13 protein-coding genes and 1 CRISPR repeat array are annotated in these 16696 nt (G+C 62.4%); of the genes, 2 read left to right on the top strand and 11 right to left on the bottom strand.

The window, feature by feature from the left end; genetic code table 11:
• The first annotated feature begins 1 nt into the window (after position 1).
• Entirely contained in the window at positions 2 to 295 is a 294-nt protein-coding gene (cas2, locus tag ACT7DK_RS07500) for a CRISPR-associated endonuclease Cas2 (protein ID WP_445397838.1), read from the top strand.
• Between the two features lie 201 nt (positions 296 to 496).
• A CRISPR array of direct repeats spans positions 497 to 4587; the repeat unit is 36 nt; unit sequence GTCTTCCGAGGCTCCATGCCTCGGCCTCATTGAAGC.
• 112 nt (positions 4588 to 4699) lie between these two features.
• On the opposite strand, the gene ACT7DK_RS07495 is transcribed toward cas2, so the two are convergent.
• The 6 genes from ACT7DK_RS07495 to bioB form a co-directional block, all read right to left on the bottom strand.
• Positions 4700 to 5410, bottom strand: a complete 711-nt coding sequence (locus ACT7DK_RS07495; protein WP_445397836.1) for an NERD domain-containing protein — start codon at positions 5408 to 5410, stop codon at positions 4700 to 4702.
• Positions 5411 to 5650: 240 nt separating this feature from the next.
• Positions 5651 to 6523 carry a protease HtpX gene (gene htpX / locus ACT7DK_RS07490; protein ID WP_106729510.1) on the bottom strand — a complete coding sequence of 291 codons (873 nt, stop codon included), beginning with the start codon at positions 6521 to 6523 and terminating at the stop codon, positions 5651 to 5653.
• A gap of 95 nt (positions 6524 to 6618) precedes the next feature.
• A complete protein-coding gene (gene bioD / locus ACT7DK_RS07485) occupies positions 6619 to 7302 on the bottom strand; it encodes a dethiobiotin synthase (RefSeq protein ID WP_445397833.1) in 684 nt (227 codons plus the stop codon).
• The gene (gene bioC / locus ACT7DK_RS07480) at positions 7295 to 8053 is read right to left on the bottom strand and encodes a malonyl-ACP O-methyltransferase BioC (protein WP_445397831.1); all 759 of its coding nucleotides are present in this window, start codon (positions 8051 to 8053) and stop codon (positions 7295 to 7297) included. The genes bioD and bioC overlap by 8 nt, the downstream gene beginning before the upstream one ends.
• On the bottom strand, positions 8050 to 9201 hold the full coding sequence (gene bioF / locus ACT7DK_RS07475) for an 8-amino-7-oxononanoate synthase (protein ID WP_445397829.1): 1152 nt from the start codon (positions 9199 to 9201) through the stop codon (positions 8050 to 8052). The genes bioC and bioF overlap by 4 nt, the downstream gene beginning before the upstream one ends.
• A gap of 167 nt (positions 9202 to 9368) precedes the next feature.
• Positions 9369 to 10400 carry a biotin synthase BioB gene (gene bioB, locus ACT7DK_RS07470; protein WP_445397827.1) on the bottom strand — a complete coding sequence of 344 codons (1032 nt, stop codon included), beginning with the start codon at positions 10398 to 10400 and terminating at the stop codon, positions 9369 to 9371.
• 107 nt (positions 10401 to 10507) lie between these two features.
• On the opposite strand from bioB, the gene bioA reads away from it, so the two are divergent.
• Entirely contained in the window at positions 10508 to 11773 is a 1266-nt protein-coding gene (gene bioA, locus ACT7DK_RS07465) for an adenosylmethionine--8-amino-7-oxononanoate transaminase (protein ID WP_445397825.1), read from the top strand.
• Between the two features lie 267 nt (positions 11774 to 12040).
• On the opposite strand, the gene ACT7DK_RS07460 is transcribed toward bioA, so the two are convergent.
• From ACT7DK_RS07460 to ACT7DK_RS07440, 5 genes are all read right to left on the bottom strand, one after another.
• Complete coding sequence (locus ACT7DK_RS07460) at positions 12041 to 13309, bottom strand: TRAP transporter large permease (RefSeq protein WP_445397823.1); 1269 nt, start codon at positions 13307 to 13309, stop codon at positions 12041 to 12043.
• Positions 13306 to 13806, bottom strand: coding sequence for a TRAP transporter small permease (locus ACT7DK_RS07455; RefSeq protein WP_445397821.1), 501 nt, complete (start codon positions 13804 to 13806; stop codon positions 13306 to 13308). The genes ACT7DK_RS07460 and ACT7DK_RS07455 overlap by 4 nt, the downstream gene beginning before the upstream one ends.
• Positions 13807 to 13847: 41 nt before the next feature.
• Positions 13848 to 14822: a TRAP transporter substrate-binding protein gene (locus tag ACT7DK_RS07450; RefSeq protein WP_445397819.1), complete on the bottom strand. Its 975-nt coding sequence runs from the start codon at positions 14820 to 14822 to the stop codon at positions 13848 to 13850.
• 123 nt (positions 14823 to 14945) lie between these two features.
• A complete protein-coding gene (locus ACT7DK_RS07445) occupies positions 14946 to 15647 on the bottom strand; it encodes a fumarylacetoacetate hydrolase family protein (protein WP_445397817.1) in 702 nt (233 codons plus the stop codon).
• 14 nt (positions 15648 to 15661) lie between these two features.
• Positions 15662 to 16693, bottom strand: a complete 1032-nt coding sequence (locus ACT7DK_RS07440) for a cupin domain-containing protein (protein WP_445397815.1) — start codon at positions 16691 to 16693, stop codon at positions 15662 to 15664.
• Positions 16694 to 16696 lie beyond the last annotated feature (3 nt).

The following is a 16696-nucleotide window of genomic DNA, read 5'->3' as shown; positions in this document are numbered from 1 at the left end:
CATGAGCCGAGAACACCTGTTTTTGATTACCTACGACATCAGTGACTCCAGGCGCCTGCGTCGTGTATTCCGGCTGCTGGAAGGCTACGGCGAATGGGTGCAATTATCGGTATTCCAGTGTCGTTTGACGGATTTGAGGCACCGGCGCCTGGTGAACGAGCTGGAGATGGAAATCAAGCGCCATGAGGATCATGTGCTTGTCTTCAAGCTGGGACCGGTGGATGGGCAACCGACCGAGGTTGTAAGCCTAGGCAAGACATTTGAACCTCTGGTCAGAGAGCCCATCATTATCTAGCTGCCGAGTTGATGCGAGAGGTTGAGTGCGACGCGGATAGCGAGAACCGCTCGCAAGGTTAAAGTTCTTTAAAAATCAGATTGTTAATGGTCTTTGTTTTGTTATTATGCAAGTGCTTGCAACCGAAGTTGATGCAAGATGCCCGCTTTGCTCGCAACAACGCCTTGCTGACCCTATGTATCATGGCTGATAGAGCGAGCAGTCTTCCGAGGCTCCATGCCTCGGCCTCATTGAAGCATCCGCTGCGCGACAACTCCGAGCTGCCTGCCGGCAGTCTTCCGAGGCTCCATGCCTCGGCCTCATTGAAGCAAACTTAATCGATAAACACGCAAACTACATAGAGTAGTCTTCCGAGGCTCCATGCCTCGGCCTCATTGAAGCACAGAATGCAAGTCGGTACGAATTAGGTATCCGGTTCGTCTTCCGAGGCTCCATGCCTCGGCCTCATTGAAGCATGACCGCCCCCGCTTCTCTGCTCGGCGGAGTATCCCGTCTTCCGAGGCTCCATGCCTCGGCCTCATTGAAGCGCGTTGTCGGTGCCCACCGTGGTGAGGTAGACCTTGTCTTCCGAGGCTCCATGCCTCGGCCTCATTGAAGCCTGGACGGTGAGAGTGATGCCGGTGCACCAGCTGGCGTCTTCCGAGGCTCCATGCCTCGGCCTCATTGAAGCAGCGCAAACACCCCCGCGCCGGCGCCGTTGTTCCAGTGTCTTCCGAGGCTCCATGCCTCGGCCTCATTGAAGCTAGGGGGCTAAGCGTTTTTGGCTGACTACCTCGGCAGTCTTCCGAGGCTCCATGCCTCGGCCTCATTGAAGCCCCTGCTGGTCGACGGAGCCGTCCAGGAAGTTGGCGAGTCTTCCGAGGCTCCATGCCTCGGCCTCATTGAAGCCGGTGCTTCCTGGACGGTGACGACACCGAGTACACGTCTTCCGAGGCTCCATGCCTCGGCCTCATTGAAGCCAGATCGAGCCGCAACAAGCAGAAGACAGGCACAAAGTCTTCCGAGGCTCCATGCCTCGGCCTCATTGAAGCAAGGCCCGTTCATCGTCGCCCGAGCACTCATCCCTGGTCTTCCGAGGCTCCATGCCTCGGCCTCATTGAAGCAGGTGTTCACCCTCGAGCGTATCGGTGGCGATATGCCGTCTTCCGAGGCTCCATGCCTCGGCCTCATTGAAGCATGCGTAGTCTCTCCCTCCGGCGGCTCGGTTGGCCCGTCTTCCGAGGCTCCATGCCTCGGCCTCATTGAAGCAAGGAAATCGACCTGCTGGGCCGGCAGCTGGAGCGTCTTCCGAGGCTCCATGCCTCGGCCTCATTGAAGCACCCATCTGGCATAGCCGAACCCGGCTTGCTCCGCCGGTCTTCCGAGGCTCCATGCCTCGGCCTCATTGAAGCGACAACCTGCCGGGCTGGCTGAAGGCGGAGTTTCCGGTCTTCCGAGGCTCCATGCCTCGGCCTCATTGAAGCACCAGATCCTTTGGCGATGCAGTCTGACTTTGCACACGTCTTCCGAGGCTCCATGCCTCGGCCTCATTGAAGCTCTGTGCGGGAAACGCTCTCCAACGCTGTTAGCATAGTCTTCCGAGGCTCCATGCCTCGGCCTCATTGAAGCAATCGCCTGCGCCCGTACTTCGGCCAGACATATCTTGTCTTCCGAGGCTCCATGCCTCGGCCTCATTGAAGCACGTATAAAACGCTATATTAATGCGCCCTTCCCAAGTCTTCCGAGGCTCCATGCCTCGGCCTCATTGAAGCAACAACACCAACGTGGTCGACGGCCGGTTTCGCTATGTCTTCCGAGGCTCCATGCCTCGGCCTCATTGAAGCGAGTGATACCGCGCTCGTTCACGTACGTGGTCAGCTCGTCTTCCGAGGCTCCATGCCTCGGCCTCATTGAAGCGAGTTCACCAACGACACCACGCTGACCATTAAGTTGGTCTTCCGAGGCTCCATGCCTCGGCCTCATTGAAGCCACTGGACCTGCTGGCAGAGATGCTGCCGGAATATGGTCTTCCGAGGCTCCATGCCTCGGCCTCATTGAAGCAGCAATAATTCTTACCATAGCTGGGATAGATTCTGTTGTCTTCCGAGGCTCCATGCCTCGGCCTCATTGAAGCCTGACGAGACCCCAGAGCCGTGGTCATCAAAACGATGGTCTTCCGAGGCTCCATGCCTCGGCCTCATTGAAGCCCGGCGGCCTCGATGCGGGCAATACGCTCGTCGTTGTCTTCCGAGGCTCCATGCCTCGGCCTCATTGAAGCTGCGCAAGCAAAAAGAGGGCTGGGAAGCCTACATGGAGGTCTTCCGAGGCTCCATGCCTCGGCCTCATTGAAGCTGGTCCTCAAAGCTGCTGGGTTGGTCCCCGGTAGCACGTCTTCCGAGGCTCCATGCCTCGGCCTCATTGAAGCCGGGGATTTCATATTCGGGGAGGCAAACCGCTTTGGTGTCTTCCGAGGCTCCATGCCTCGGCCTCATTGAAGCATCCCGGAATCATCACCCTGAATGACCCACTCCCCTGTCTTCCGAGGCTCCATGCCTCGGCCTCATTGAAGCCACTCCAGGAACTGGGCCACTTCCTCGGCGGTATGGTCGTCTTCCGAGGCTCCATGCCTCGGCCTCATTGAAGCAAAAGTTTCAGCTTGGGGGCCGACGGGTAGTGGAACCAGTCTTCCGAGGCTCCATGCCTCGGCCTCATTGAAGCGACATAGCGGGCGTTTGGGTTACTCAATCTCTAGTTGTCTTCCGAGGCTCCATGCCTCGGCCTCATTGAAGCACAGCTCCTCGCACGGCTACGGTCGGCCCTCTAACCCGTCTTCCGAGGCTCCATGCCTCGGCCTCATTGAAGCAATGAAGTCGTCACGGCTGATGCCGGTGGCCTTGAGTGTCTTCCGAGGCTCCATGCCTCGGCCTCATTGAAGCACCTTGACCCAGCGCCAGACACGGCGGCCGTCCTTTGTCTTCCGAGGCTCCATGCCTCGGCCTCATTGAAGCGTGCTGGTGCGGCTGCTCAGGCCTTGAATATCGACGTCTTCCGAGGCTCCATGCCTCGGCCTCATTGAAGCAGCTGGTCGGCGCCGGGTGGATCGCCATCCCGGAGAAGTCTTCCGAGGCTCCATGCCTCGGCCTCATTGAAGCATTAGGTAGGACTGGTCACTATTTAGTCCCGCAATTGTCTTCCGAGGCTCCATGCCTCGGCCTCATTGAAGCCCGTGGTTCTCGATGGCCATCAGGTACTGCTCGCCGTCTTCCGAGGCTCCATGCCTCGGCCTCATTGAAGCGATAACCCCTCATGCGCAACCGTTGCCAGTTGTGTGATGTCTTCCGAGGCTCCATGCCTCGGCCTCATTGAAGCGATATTGTGCTGGAGGTCGCCGGGCGAACCTTTGACCGTCTTCCGAGGCTCCATGCCTCGGCCTCATTGAAGCGCGCAGTTCTGCCAGACCTACGGGCTGAAGCCTGGGGGTCTTCCGAGGCTCCATGCCTCGGCCTCATTGAAGCCACCAGGCCACGGCGATCAGCGCGATGCCGGCAATTGTCTTCCGAGGCTCCATGCCTCGGCCTCATTGAAGCTGGCCATCTCCAGCACCGCCTGGATCATCACCTGGCGCGTCTTCCGAGGCTCCATGCCTCGGCCTCATTGAAGCGCGGGGCATGTTGAGCTCCTCAGTGCGATGGGTGAGCAAGTCTTCCGAGGCTCCATGCCTCGGCCTCATTGAAGCCGGCAGTTGATCCAGCCCTATCGCAAGGCCTGAGCAGTCTTCCGAGGCTCCATGCCTCGGCCTCATTGAAGCCACCGGGTCGCACTCACACAGCGCCTTTATCGTCTTGTCTTCCGAGGCTCCATGCCTCGGCCTCATTGAAGCAAGTAGTTAAGCGCTAAACGCCTGATTCACATTTTGGTCTTCCGAGGCTCCATGCCTCGGCCTCATTGAAGCTTCGTCTGCGCCGGCCTGGCCGGGGTGGAGCATATCCGTCTTCCGAGGCTCCATGCCTCGGCCTCATTGAAGCCAGGGATTCTTTGCGGTCCATGGTGGGCTCCAAAATGTCTTCCGAGGCTCCATGCCTCGGCCTCATTGAAGCCGCGCTGGATACCGAACTCGCACGATTGCGAGAGTGGTCTTCCGAGGCTCCATGCCTCGGCCTCATTGAAGCTTGATATAACGCATCATCATAGCTTTCTTTAACCTCGTATTCCGAGGCTCCATACCTCGGCCTCATTGAAGCCCCACACACTCGGACAACATCCGGGTAAATGCCCTCGTATTCCGAGGCTCCATGCCTCGGCCTCATTGAAGCAATCGATTGAGATTGGGTCATCGCGGCTCTTTCAGTGTATTCCGAGGCTCCATGTCTCGGCAGTGTCGCGCCCCACGCGGGTCGCTCCGCCCACCCTAATAAGAGGGTTACCTCAATCTATCCTGTCCACCGCCCGGCAGCTGGGATAGGAAGAGCAGCCCCAGAATCGGCGGCCGGCATATTTTCCTGTTTTGCCCTCTCTCAGCTCCATGCCGGATCCACATTTGGGGCAGGCTCTTGCCCCGGTCTTGCGCTCGACCAATTCCTTCACATGGGCCACATGCCGGCGGTTGGTGTTGAAACCGCGCTGAAAACGCTTTTGCTCGATAAAGAACACGATGTCCCGCACCTGTTTTTCACTGAGCAGCTCTTCGGTTTTTGACTTGATGAAACGGATACCGCCCCCGGCATAGGTTACGTTTTCCGGCATCGGGGTTTTAAAGTGGCTGTCACCGATAAAGATAATCACCGAAAACAGAATGTCGGGCTTGAGCTCCAATACCGACTCCAGGGTTTTCAGGTGCTTGTAGTTTTGATGGAGCGGGTTCTGGAACTTGAAGGATTTTTTATAGAGCTTCTGGGTCCATTGCCTTTGCCCGGCGGAGCCGAAAATCCATCCTTTCATGTTCTTGGTTTCGATCACAAAAACCCCATAGCGGGAGACCAGGATGTGATCTATCTGGGTAGTGCCGTCCTCGGTGGGCAGGGTCACATCCTTGAGCAAGTGGTATCTGTCCTTGGGCAGGAAAAGCCGGAACAGCAGGTTGACTTGCCATTCGCCAAAAACGCCCTTGAACCAAGGGGTTCTGATTATCAGCAGCACAATGAATAGCGGAAATAAAAACCATATGGCGCCAAAAACTTGGCCGAACATCGAGTAAGGGTTCATTTTTCAATCCCGTGTGGCATCAATTTTTATTGTCGGGCTCCAGGCGGAGCAGAAAAGCCTGCGTATTCTACAGCAAAGCACCTGTTCGTCAGGCGGTTGTGGCGGCGAAACTTTTTCACAATAAAAAAACCCCGGCCAGGCCGGGGTGAAACAGAGACCAAACTACAAAGGGGATTAACGCAATTCGCGCAGGCTCTGGATGCGTTTTTCCAGCGGCGGGTGACTCATAAACAGCTCGCTGTGGCGCTTGCCGTTGATGCCGAAGGCGGCGAGCGAGCCTTCCAGTTCTACTTCCGGGCCGCGGCGCAGGCGCTCGAGGGCGGCGATCATCTTCTCTTTGCCGGCCAGGCGGGCACCGCCTTCGTCGGCGCGGTATTCGCGCTGGCGGCTGAACCACATCACGATGATGGAGGCCAGGATGCCGAACACCAGCTCCAGCACCATCACCACGCCGAAGTAGGCCAGGCCGCCCAGGCCGCCGCCTTCTTCGTCGCCACGGCTCAAGAAGCTGCTGATGATGTTGGCCACGATGCGGGCGAAGAACATCACGAAGGTATTCACCACGCCCTGGATCAGGGTGAGGGTCACCATGTCGCCGTTGGCCACGTGGCTCACCTCGTGGGCCAGCACCGCCTCGGCCTCGTCCCGGCTCATGCTGTACATCAGGCCGGAGCTCACCGCCACCAGGGCGTTGTTGCGGCTGGGGCCGGTGGCGAAGGCGTTCATGTCCGGCGAGTCGTAAATCCCCACCTCGGGCATGCCGATGCCGGCCTGCTGGGCCTGGCGGGCCACCGTGGTCATCAGCCAGTGCTCCATTTCGTTGCGCGGCTGGTCGATCACCTGTACGTTGTAGGCACGCTTGGCCATCCACTTGGAAATAAGCAGCGAGATGGTCGAACCGCCAAAGCCGAACACGGCACAGAACACCAGCAGGCCGCCGACGCTGCTGCGATCAATGCCCAGCATCGAAAACACGATGTTCAGCACCACGCCCAGTACCAGTACCACGGCCAGGTTGGTGGCAATAAACAGCAGAACGCGTTTCATAGGGGTTTCCTTACTTCAGAGAGTCTGCAGACATAATATGTCCGGTTACGCAAATTTCAAGACGAAGCCGGCGAATTATTTCGGCATATTACACCCTATTTGAGCAACGGCGACAGCTCGACAAAGCTGTCCGCCGCCTCGGGCCCGCCTTCCGCCAGCCAGGGTATTTCACCCAACAAGGGTGCGGCAATCAATCGTTTAAGGGTATCGGCGTTGTCCTGATAGTGGCTCATCTGCGGATCCACCCGGTTCAGCACCCAGCCGGCCACCACCAGGCCGTCGTGACGGATGGCTTCCAGGGTAAGCAGGGCGTGGTTGATGCAGCCCAGCCGCGCGCCCACCACCAGGATCACCGGCAGGTGTTCCTTCTTCACCCAGTCCGAGAGCAGGTGCCGTTCGTCCAGGGGCAGGCGCCAGCCCCCCGCCCCTTCCACAAAAATCCAGTCGGCGGCGGTTTCCTTCAGCCGGGCCAGGCCCTCGCCGATGCGGGGAATAGCGATAACTTCATTGGCCTCCCGCGCGGCGATATGGGGGGCGATGGCCGGGGCGAAGGCATAGGGGTTGTGCATGGCGTAGGGCAGCGGGATGCTGGACTCGGCCTGCAGCCCCAGGGCGTCGCTGTTTTTCAGCTCGCCGTCCACCCAGTCGCAGCCGGAGGCCACCGGCTTGTAGCCCAGCACCTTTTTGCCGGCCTCCCTGGCGGCGCGCATCAGGGCGCGGGTGATAAAGGTTTTGCCCACTTCGGTGTCGGTGCCGGTCACAAAAAACGCCTTAGCCATAAATCACTCCATACGCCAGTCGGTAGCTGGCCACACAGTGGCCCTGATTGTTCTTAGGATAGGTCAGATTGAGTCGCTGCCAGGCATCTTTGCCGAGCAGGCCGGGGCGGCGGTCGCCGTTGACCCGGTTGGCGCCGATGCCCTTGAGATCCAGCAGCAGTCCCCTCAGCTCGGGGTAGGCCAGGCGGATATCGGCCCGCTCCAGCCGCCAGCGCCGGCCGGTGGCGGCCAGGTGGGCCGCCAGCTGCTCCTGCTCGATAAAGCGGTTGATATGGGCATGATTGTCCACCTGTTGCCAGGCGGTCTCCAGCTCGTGCAGGCTGCCCGCCAGCAGGGTGGAAAACACCATCACCCCGCCGGGTCTGAGCCGCGCGCTCCACTGGGCGAGCCAGGCGGCCGGGTCGGCGCTCCACTGCAGGCAGAGGTTGGCGAAGATAAAGTCCAGGCTGTGCTCGGGCAGCGGCGGCCGGTCCATGTCGGCGCAGATGGGCTCCACCTCGGCCTTGGCCGCCGCCTGTTGCAGCATGGCCGGCGACAGGTCCAGCGCCAGCAGCCGCCCGGCCCGGCGCCTGAGGGCGGGCAGGAACCAGCCGCTGCCGCAGCCCAGATCCAGGCCGACCCCGGCGCGGGCCGGCAGCCGTTCGAGCAGCGCCTCGCCGCTCCGGCGCTGCAGGCCGTTGTGCCGCTCGTAGCTGTGGGCGGCCCGGCCGAAGGCGTCGGCCACTTTTTGCTTGTCGATAGGCTCCATCATGGGCGTTCTCCCTCGGCGCCCTCGGCCAGGATCTTGAGCAGGGTCCGGATGTCCTCCTGGGTATGGGCGGCGCTCAGGGTGATGCGCAGCCGGGCGCCGCCCGCCGGCACCGTGGGCGGGCGGATGGCGCCCACCCAGAGGCCGCGCGCCTTCAGCCGTGCCGCCAGGGCCAGGGTGCGAGCCTCGTCGCCGATCACCAGGGGCTGGATGGCGGTGGAGGACGGCAGCAGTTCGAACGGCAGTTCCGCTACCCCGGCGCGGAACTGCCGCACCAGCTGGTTCAGGTGTGCGCGCCGGTCGTCGGCCCGGCGCGCCAGGCGGACGGCGGCCAGCACGGCGGCGGCCTGGGGCGGCGGCAGGTGGGTGCTGTACACATAGCCGCGGCCAAAATTGAGCAGGTAGTCCACCAGTTCGCGGCTGCCGCCGACGAAGGCCCCGCCCACCCCCAGCGCCTTGCCGAAGGTGCCCATGAAGATCTGCACCTGCTCCGGCGCCACGCCCAGCTCGTCCAGGGTGCCCCTGCCCTCCCGGCCGAGCACGCCCAGGCCGTGGGCATCGTCTATCATCAGCCAGTTGCCGCTCTGCCCGGCCAGGCGCGAAAGCCCCGGCCAGTCGCCCAGATCGCCGTCCATGCTGAACACCCCTTCGGACACGATCAGGCCGGCGTTGGGCTTGAGCCGGGCCTCGAGCGCGGCCATGTCGTTGTGGGCAAAGCGCAGCAGGCGCGCCGGGCTGAGCAGGCCCGCCTCCTGCAGGGAGGCGTGGTTGAGCCGGTCCTGCCACAGCAGGTGCTCCTTGCCGAGCAGGGCTTTGATCACCGCCTGGTTGGCGGAAAAACCGGAGCTGAACAGCAGCACCGCCTCCAGCCCCAGCCAGTCGCACAGCTCCGCCTCCAGCGCCCGGTGCACGGCCTGGTGCCCCACCACCAGCGGCGAGGCCACGGCGCCCGCGCCGAATTCCCGCGCCGCCCGGTCGGCGGCCAGGCGCAGCTCGGGCGCCTGGCTGAGCCCCAGGTAGTCGTTGCCGGCAAAGTTGAGGTAGCTCTGGCCGGCGGACCACAGCAGCCGGCCTGCCACCTTGTCGATAAGGGGCAGGCTGCGTTTCAGCCCCGCCGCTTCGCGGCCGGCCAAGCTTAAGTGAAAGGGCATAAGTTTACCTCAAGCTGTAAGCCGGAAGCGTTAAGCTGGAAGCCGTTCGGCGTTGTGCGCGGTGACGGCTTTTAGTCTGTAAGCAACGAGCGGCGCTGCGGTGAACGCATTGCTGAGTGCGGCTCTGGCTGCTTTCAAGCTTCCGGCTTATGGCTTCCAGCCGTGGTTTACGCTTCGTAATACAGCGGCTTGGGCGCGTTCTGGGCGGCCAGTTGCTCGTGCAGTTCGATTTCGGTCATCTCGTCCGGCTTCTGGCTCACGCCGCTGGGGCGCAGCCCCAGGCGCCTGAACAGCTGCATGTCGCTGTTTTCGTCCGGGTTGGGGGTGGTGAGCAGCTTGCAGCCGTAGAAGATGGAGTTGGCACCGGCCATAAAGCACAGGGCCTGCATCTGATCGTTCATCTTCTCCCGCCCGGCGGACAGGCGCACGTGGCTTTTGGGCATCAGGATGCGGGCCACGGCGATGGTGCGGATAAAGTCGAAATCGTCCAGGTCTTCCTGGTTTTCGAGCGGGGTGCCCTTCACCTTCACCAGCATGTTGATGGGCACGCTCTCGGGCTGGCGCGGCAGGTTGGCCAGGGCCAGCAGCAGGCCCGCGCGGTCTTCCGGGCTTTCACCCAGGCCGACGATGCCGCCGGAGCACACCTTCATGCCGGCGCCGCGCACGTTCTCCAGGGTGTTGAGCCGGTCGGCGTAGGTGCGGGTGGTGATGATGTCGCCGTAAAACTCCGGGCTGGTGTCCAGGTTGTGGTTGTAGTAATCCAGCCCCGCCTCGGCCAGGCGGTCGGCCTGGGAGGCATCCAGCATGCCTAAGGTCATGCAGGTTTCCATCCCCAGCGACTTCACCTCCTGCACCATCTTCAGCAGGTAGGGCATGTCCCGCTCCTTGGGGTTGCGCCAGGCGGCGCCCATGCAGAAGCGGCTGGAGCCGTTGGCCTTGGCCTCCCGCGCCCGCTCCAGCACCTTTTCCACTTCCATCAGCCGCTCGGTTTCCAGTCCGGTGTGGTAACGGGCGCTCTGGGGGCAGTATTTGCAGTCTTCCGGGCAGGCGCCGGTCTTGATGGAGAGCAGGGTGCTCACCTGTACCTCGTTGGGGTCGAAGTTGGCTCTGTGCACCTGCTGGGCTTCGAACAGCAGATCGAAGAAGGGGCGTTCAAACAGCGCGAGCACCTGCTCGCGGGTCCAGTTCTGGCGGCTCATGGTCACCTATATCCTTAAATTCAAGAGGTGTTTTGCTTGGCTAGTGTAAGGACGGATGCTAGCCTGTCAACCACCGGCAACATCGAGAGTTTACATTTGATTATTTTATGACCAATCAAGAATTCGATCTGCACCACCTCTGGCACCCCTACACCTCCCTCACCCGTCCCCTGCCCTGCTACCAGGTCGAGCGCGCCAGCGGCGTTTACCTGGAGCTGGCGGACGGCCGCCGGCTTGTCGACGGCATGTCGTCCTGGTGGGCCTGCCTGCACGGCTACAACGTGCCGGAGCTGAACGCCGCCGCCACCGGGCAGCTGGAGAAAATGTCCCACGTGATGTTCGGCGGCCTCACCCACGACCCCGCCATCCAACTGTGCCGGGCCCTGGGCCAGGTGCTGCCGGCGGGGCTGGATCGCTTCTTCCTGGCGGACTCGGGCTCGGTGTCGGTGGAGGTGGCGCTGAAAATGGCCATCCAGTACTGGCACGGCCGGGGCACGCCAAAAACCCGCTTCGCCGCGCTCAGCCGCGGCTACCACGGCGACACCTTCGGCGCCATGAGCGTGTGCGACCCCAACGGCGGCATGCACAGCCTGTACAAGGGCTTTTTGCCGGAGCATCTTTTCGTGCCCACGCCCCAGAGCCCCTTCGATGGCGAGCTGGACCCGGCCGATCTGCAGGCGCTGGAAGCGGTGCTGGCCGAACACCACTGGGAACTGGCGGCGCTTATCCTGGAGCCCGTGGTGCAGGGCGCCGGCGGCATGCGCTTCTATCATCCGGATTATCTGAAAGGCGCGCGCGCCCTGTGCGACCGTTACGAGGTGCTGCTGATCGCCGATGAAATCGCCACCGGCTTCGGCCGCACCGGCAGGCTGTTCGCCTGCGAGTGGGCCGGCATCACGCCGGACATCATGTGCATCGGCAAGGCGCTCACCGGCGGCTACATGACCATGGCCGCCACCATCACCACGCAAGCGGTGGCCGACACCATCTGCAACGGGCCGGCCGGGGTGCTGATGCACGGCCCCACCTTTATGGCCAATCCCCTGGCCTGCGCCGTGGCCCTGGCAAGCCTGGAGCTGCTGCTCGCCTCCCCCTGGCAAGAGCGCATCCAGGCCATCGAGGCCCAGCTCAAGCGCGAACTGGCACCGGCGCGGGAGCTGCCCCGGGTGGCGGATGTGCGGGTGCTGGGCGGCATCGGCGTGATCGAGATGAAAGCGCCGCTTGCGGTCGCCGAGGTGCAGAAGCAACTGGTGGAGCTGGGCGTGTGGATCCGCCCCTTCGGCAAGCTGCTCTACATCATGCCGCCCTATATCATAACGCCCGACGAGCTCACCAGGCTGACCGGCGCCATGAAGGTGATCGCCGGGCAGTAGGTGCCGCCCGCGCTCCAAACAGCGCCTCTCTGCGGCCTTAACGGCGAGCGCCAACCCCCGGAGCGCAGGCGGCTCGCCTGCCTTCCCGCGCAGCGGGAACCTGCGGCTTGGCAAGCCATGCTTAACCACAGGCGTATCCCCCATGCGGGCGGGCCGCCCGCGCTCCAAAAAAACCATGCGGGCCGCCTGCGCTCCAAAAAAAAAAGCCCTTTCACCTGGGGTGAAAGGGCAAATCGGTGTCTTAACCACTTTTTATTGTTGTTCGAACTACATCAGGCTCGGCAGCCACAGGGAAATGGCCGGGAACACCGCGATGATCAGCATGCAGATCAGCATGGAGGCCAGGAAGGGGAGCATCGCCTTGAACAGGGCGCCCATCGGCAGGTTGGCCGAGGTCATGGCGATATAGAGCCCCGGCCCCACCGGCGGCGTGACCAGGCCGATCAGGGTGGCCAGGCTGATGATCACCCCGAAATGGATGGGATCGATGCCGAAGGAAATGGCCGCCGGCAGGATGATCGGCACTATGACGATCATCACGCTGATGCTCTCGAGGAACATGCCGAGCAGGATCACCAGCAGGTACACCAGCATCAGGAACAGCAGCGGCGAGGTGGTGATGCCGCTGATCCATTCCACCAGCATGTCCGGCACCGCCTCGAACGACAGCGCCCAGCCGAACACCGAGGCGGTGGCAATCAGCCCGGTGATGGTGGCGGTATTGAGCGCCACCGAGGCGAAAATGGCCGGCAGCTCCTTCAGGCTGATGCTCTTGTACACCACGGCACCGATGATAAAGGCCAGGATGGAGGCGATGGCGCCGGCCTCGGTGGGGGTCATCACCCCGGAGATGATGCAGACGATCACCACCAGCGGAATGGTGCCGGGCAACAGGCCGCTCAGCAGCTCCCGGCGCATGTTCTTGTGCTTGAGATGCTCGCCGGCTGGCAGGCCGGCGAACAGGCCGGTGAGGAAGATCACCAGGGCGAAGCCGGCGATGATCAAGAGACCGGGTACTATGCCGGCGATGAACAGGGCGGAGATCGGCTGGTAGGCCACCACCCCGTAGATGATCATCAGCATCGAGGGCGGGATGATGGGCCCCAGCAGGCCGCCGGCCATGGTCACGGCGGCGGAGAACTCCTTCTTGTAGCCTTTTTCCACCATGGTCGGCACCATCAGCCGGCTCATCACCGCGATCTGGGCGGTGGCCGAGCCGAGGATGGAGGCGGCCATGGCGTTGGTCAGCAGGTTCACGTAGGCCAGGCCGCCCTTGAAGCCGCCCACGAACACGTCGGCGGCGTTCATCAGCCGGGAGGTGAGCCCGCCCTTGTTCATCAGTTCACCCACCAGCATGAACAACGGAATGGCCAGCAGGCCGTTCTGGTTGAGGGAGCCGTAAAGCTGGATCGGCAGCGAGCTCATCAGCACGCTGAGATCGGTTTGCCACAGGAACACCAGGGTACCGAGCAGCAGGGTGATGAAGATGGGCAGCCCGATCAGCAGGGTGACGAAAAAGGTAATGGAGGTAATCATAATGCCGCCTCGCTGTGAACCGAACTGGCCGGGCCGATGAGTTTGACGAATTGATGCCAGGCCATGCAGTAGAAGGACACCACCAGCACCGCATAGTTGTACCACCTGGGCAACTGGGTGGTGGGTGACACGTCCGCCTTGATTTCCGGGCGCAGTATCCAGTCGGTGGCGTAATAGCACAGCACCAGCAAGGTCAGCAGCGACACCAGCTGCAGCAGTTTTTCCAGCCAGATCCGGCTGGATGCCTTCAGGTTTTCCAGAATAAAATCCACCCGGACCAGTTTGTTGGAAAACAGCAAATAGCTGACGCCGATAAAGGTGGCGGAGATAAGTATCTGCACCGAGACTTCTTCCGCCCAGAACAGCGGGCTGCTGAAGAAATACCTGAGCACGACCTGGGTTGCCAGGATAAGGGTCAGCAGCACCGTCAATACAATCAACAGTCCGTATTCCACCTTACCCAGCAGTTCATCCAGCTTTCTGATGATCTTGAACATAATAACCTCGGTAGCAGGGCCCGGGCCCTGCTCGACTGATGTCACTGCTGACGCTGTTGCTGATAGAAGGCATCGATGCCGGCGCTGGCCGAGGTATAGCTTTCCACCACGGCGGCGGCGGCCTCCTGCAACTGGGCCTCATCGAAGGTGTTGATGGTCACCCCTTCCTTTTCAAGCAATGCCAGGTTGGAAATTTCGGCCTCCGCCTGTTTCCGGAAGCCCCATTCCTCGGCCTCCTTGAAGGCGTTCAGCACCAGCTCCCGGTCTTCCCCGGACAGCCCGCTCCACCATTTTTCGGAGGCCACCACCACGCCGGGGAAGGCCATGTGGTTGGTCAGGGTCAGGTAGGGCGCCTGCTGGTACATCTTGAGGCCCACCACTATGTCCAGATCCACGTCCACCGCGTCGAGCAGGTTGGTGGTCAACGCCGAGGACACGTCGCTGATGGCCAGGGCGGTGGGCGCCGCGCCCAGGTTGTTCCACCAGTCGTTGAACAGCTTGTTGGGGAAGGAGCGGATCTTCTTGTTTTTGAAGTCGTCCGCCGAGGCAATGGGGTTGGAGGAGATCACGTGGCGCATGCCGGCAAAGGTATAGCCCAGGCCGACCAGCTTGTGCTGCTTCAGGTTGTCGAGCATCTCCCGGGCGGCGGGGTGCTTGCTGGCCTCGGCGGCGTCGGTCACGTCGTCGAAGATATAGGGCAGGAACCAGGCGTTCATGTCCTCGGCGCGGTTCGACAGGCTGCCCGCGGTCAGCACCGCCAGCTGCATGCCGCCGGACTGCAGCAGGTCGATCATCTGGTCGTCGCCGCCCAGCTTGGACAACGGGAAGATCATGATGGAATGCTTGCCGCCCGAGGCTTCCTTCAGGTTGTCGTTGAAACGCTCGGCCACCTGATGCCAGATGTGGCTGGGCGGGGTCACGTGTCCCAGCCGCAGCCGCTCCGCGCCGGCGGAAACGCTGAAGGTCAGTGCCGAGGCGATGGCGGTCACCGCGAAGAGTTTTTTCAAAGTTACCATGACGAGTCGAGCTCCCTGTAATCCGTACACCATGGGGGAATCCCCCACCATTGCGGCCATGCTGGCCTGACATCCGTTTTCATCCACAACGGGTCCGGCCGGGTCCATGACCCGGCCCCGTCGTTATTTGGCGATGCGCAGTTCCACGCCGCCCACTCCGGCCACCGCGCCGGAGATCCGGTCGCCGGCCACCACCGGGCCCACCCCGTCGGGGGTACCGGTGTAGATCAGATCCCCCGGCTGCAGGTGATAGAAGCGGGACAGGTGGGCGATGATCTCCGGCACGTTCCAGATAAGTTTGGTCAGATCCGAGTGCTGCTTGACCTCGCCGTTCACGCTCAGGCTGATCTCGCCGCTGTCGACGATGCCGGTCTGCGCCTTGGGCACTATGGGGCCGAGCACCGCGGACTCCTCGAAGTCCTTGCCCAGATCCCAGGGCCGGCCGGTCTCCCGCGCCTTCAGCTGCAGATCCCGGCGGGTCATGTCGAGGCCGGCGGCGTAGCCGAACACCAGTTCGTTGGCCTCGGCCTCGCTCACCTCGAAGCCGGCCTTGCCGATGGCCACCACGAACTCCATTTCATAATGGTAATTGGCGGTTTGCGGCGGATAGGCGATTTCGCTGCCCGAGGGGATCAGGCTGCTCGGGTGCTTGGTGAAGTAAAAGGGCTCCTGGCTGCTCTTGTCCACGCTCACCCCCATCTCGGCGGCGTGGGCGTGGTAGTTGCGGCCCACGCAGAAGATGCGGTGCACCGGGAACAGCGCCTCGGTGCCGGCCACGGCGGCGAAGGTCTGCTCTTTAGCGGGGAATAACAGTTGCTGGGTCATAGGGTCGCCTTTCATTAATAGATGCCGAGGTAACGATGCAGCGGGGCTTCGTCGGCGGTGATCATAAAGGCCGGCTGGTCGGCCGAGCCGTTGCTCAGGGTGATGTCGCTGTAACCCGGGGCGGACAGGGTGTCCTTGTCGTTCCAGGCCAGGGGCTCGCCGCCGTCCACGCTCAGCTGGCCGCATCCTTCCACCGCGTGGAACACGCAGGCGGTGGTGCGTTTGGGCAGGGTGACGGTCTCGCCCGGGCGCAGCATCAGGGCGCCGAAACCGATGCTGGGGAACAGGCTGGCGCCGGTTTCCGGGTTGACGTAGCTCACCTGCAGCAGGCCGTCCCGGTAGTGCTCGGCCATTTCCACCAGGCAGGAACGGGTCTTGCCCCAGGGGTAGCGCAGCATGGGCGCGTCGGCGGCGGCGCGCCGGAAATTGAGGTTGGGCACCACGCCGGCGGCGCTGTAGTCGGCGAACGACTTGTCCCGGCTCAGGGTCTTCTGCTGCGGCTGGCCTTCCGTCGCCCAGGAGCCTTCGAGCTGGTAGATCAGCGGCAGGTCGAGGATATCCAGCCAGACGATGGGGCCGTCGCCTTCGTGCTGGTGCTCGTGCCACTTGCCGGAGGGGGTGAGGATCAGGTCACCCCGCTCCATGCGGCAGGGCTCGCCGTTGACGGTGGTGTAGGCACCCTCGCCCTCGATGATGATGCGCACCGCGTTGGGGGTGTGGCGGTGATTGGGCGCGGTTTCACCGGGCAGGATCAGTTGCAGCCCCATGTAGATGCTGGGGGTGGCCTGCATGTTGTTGAGGCCGTGGCCCGGGTTGGCCAGCACCAGCACCCGGCGCTCGGCCTTTTCCATCGGGGTCAGCTCGCCGGCCTGCAGCAGCAGCGGGCGCACTACCTCGTAGTCCCAGCGCAGGGTGCGGGTCTTGCGGCTGGGCACCTTGGGCGGCAGCACGGCGCGCATGTTGGGCCACAGCGGCACCAGGTTCTGTTCGGTCAGCTCATGGCGGTAGCTTTCGGGCAGGTCTTCCAGGGTTCCGAGTTGATGCATCTT

This window comes from Zobellella sp. An-6 (assembly GCF_052487945.1).
This window is presented reverse-complemented; position numbering and strand designations above follow the sequence as displayed.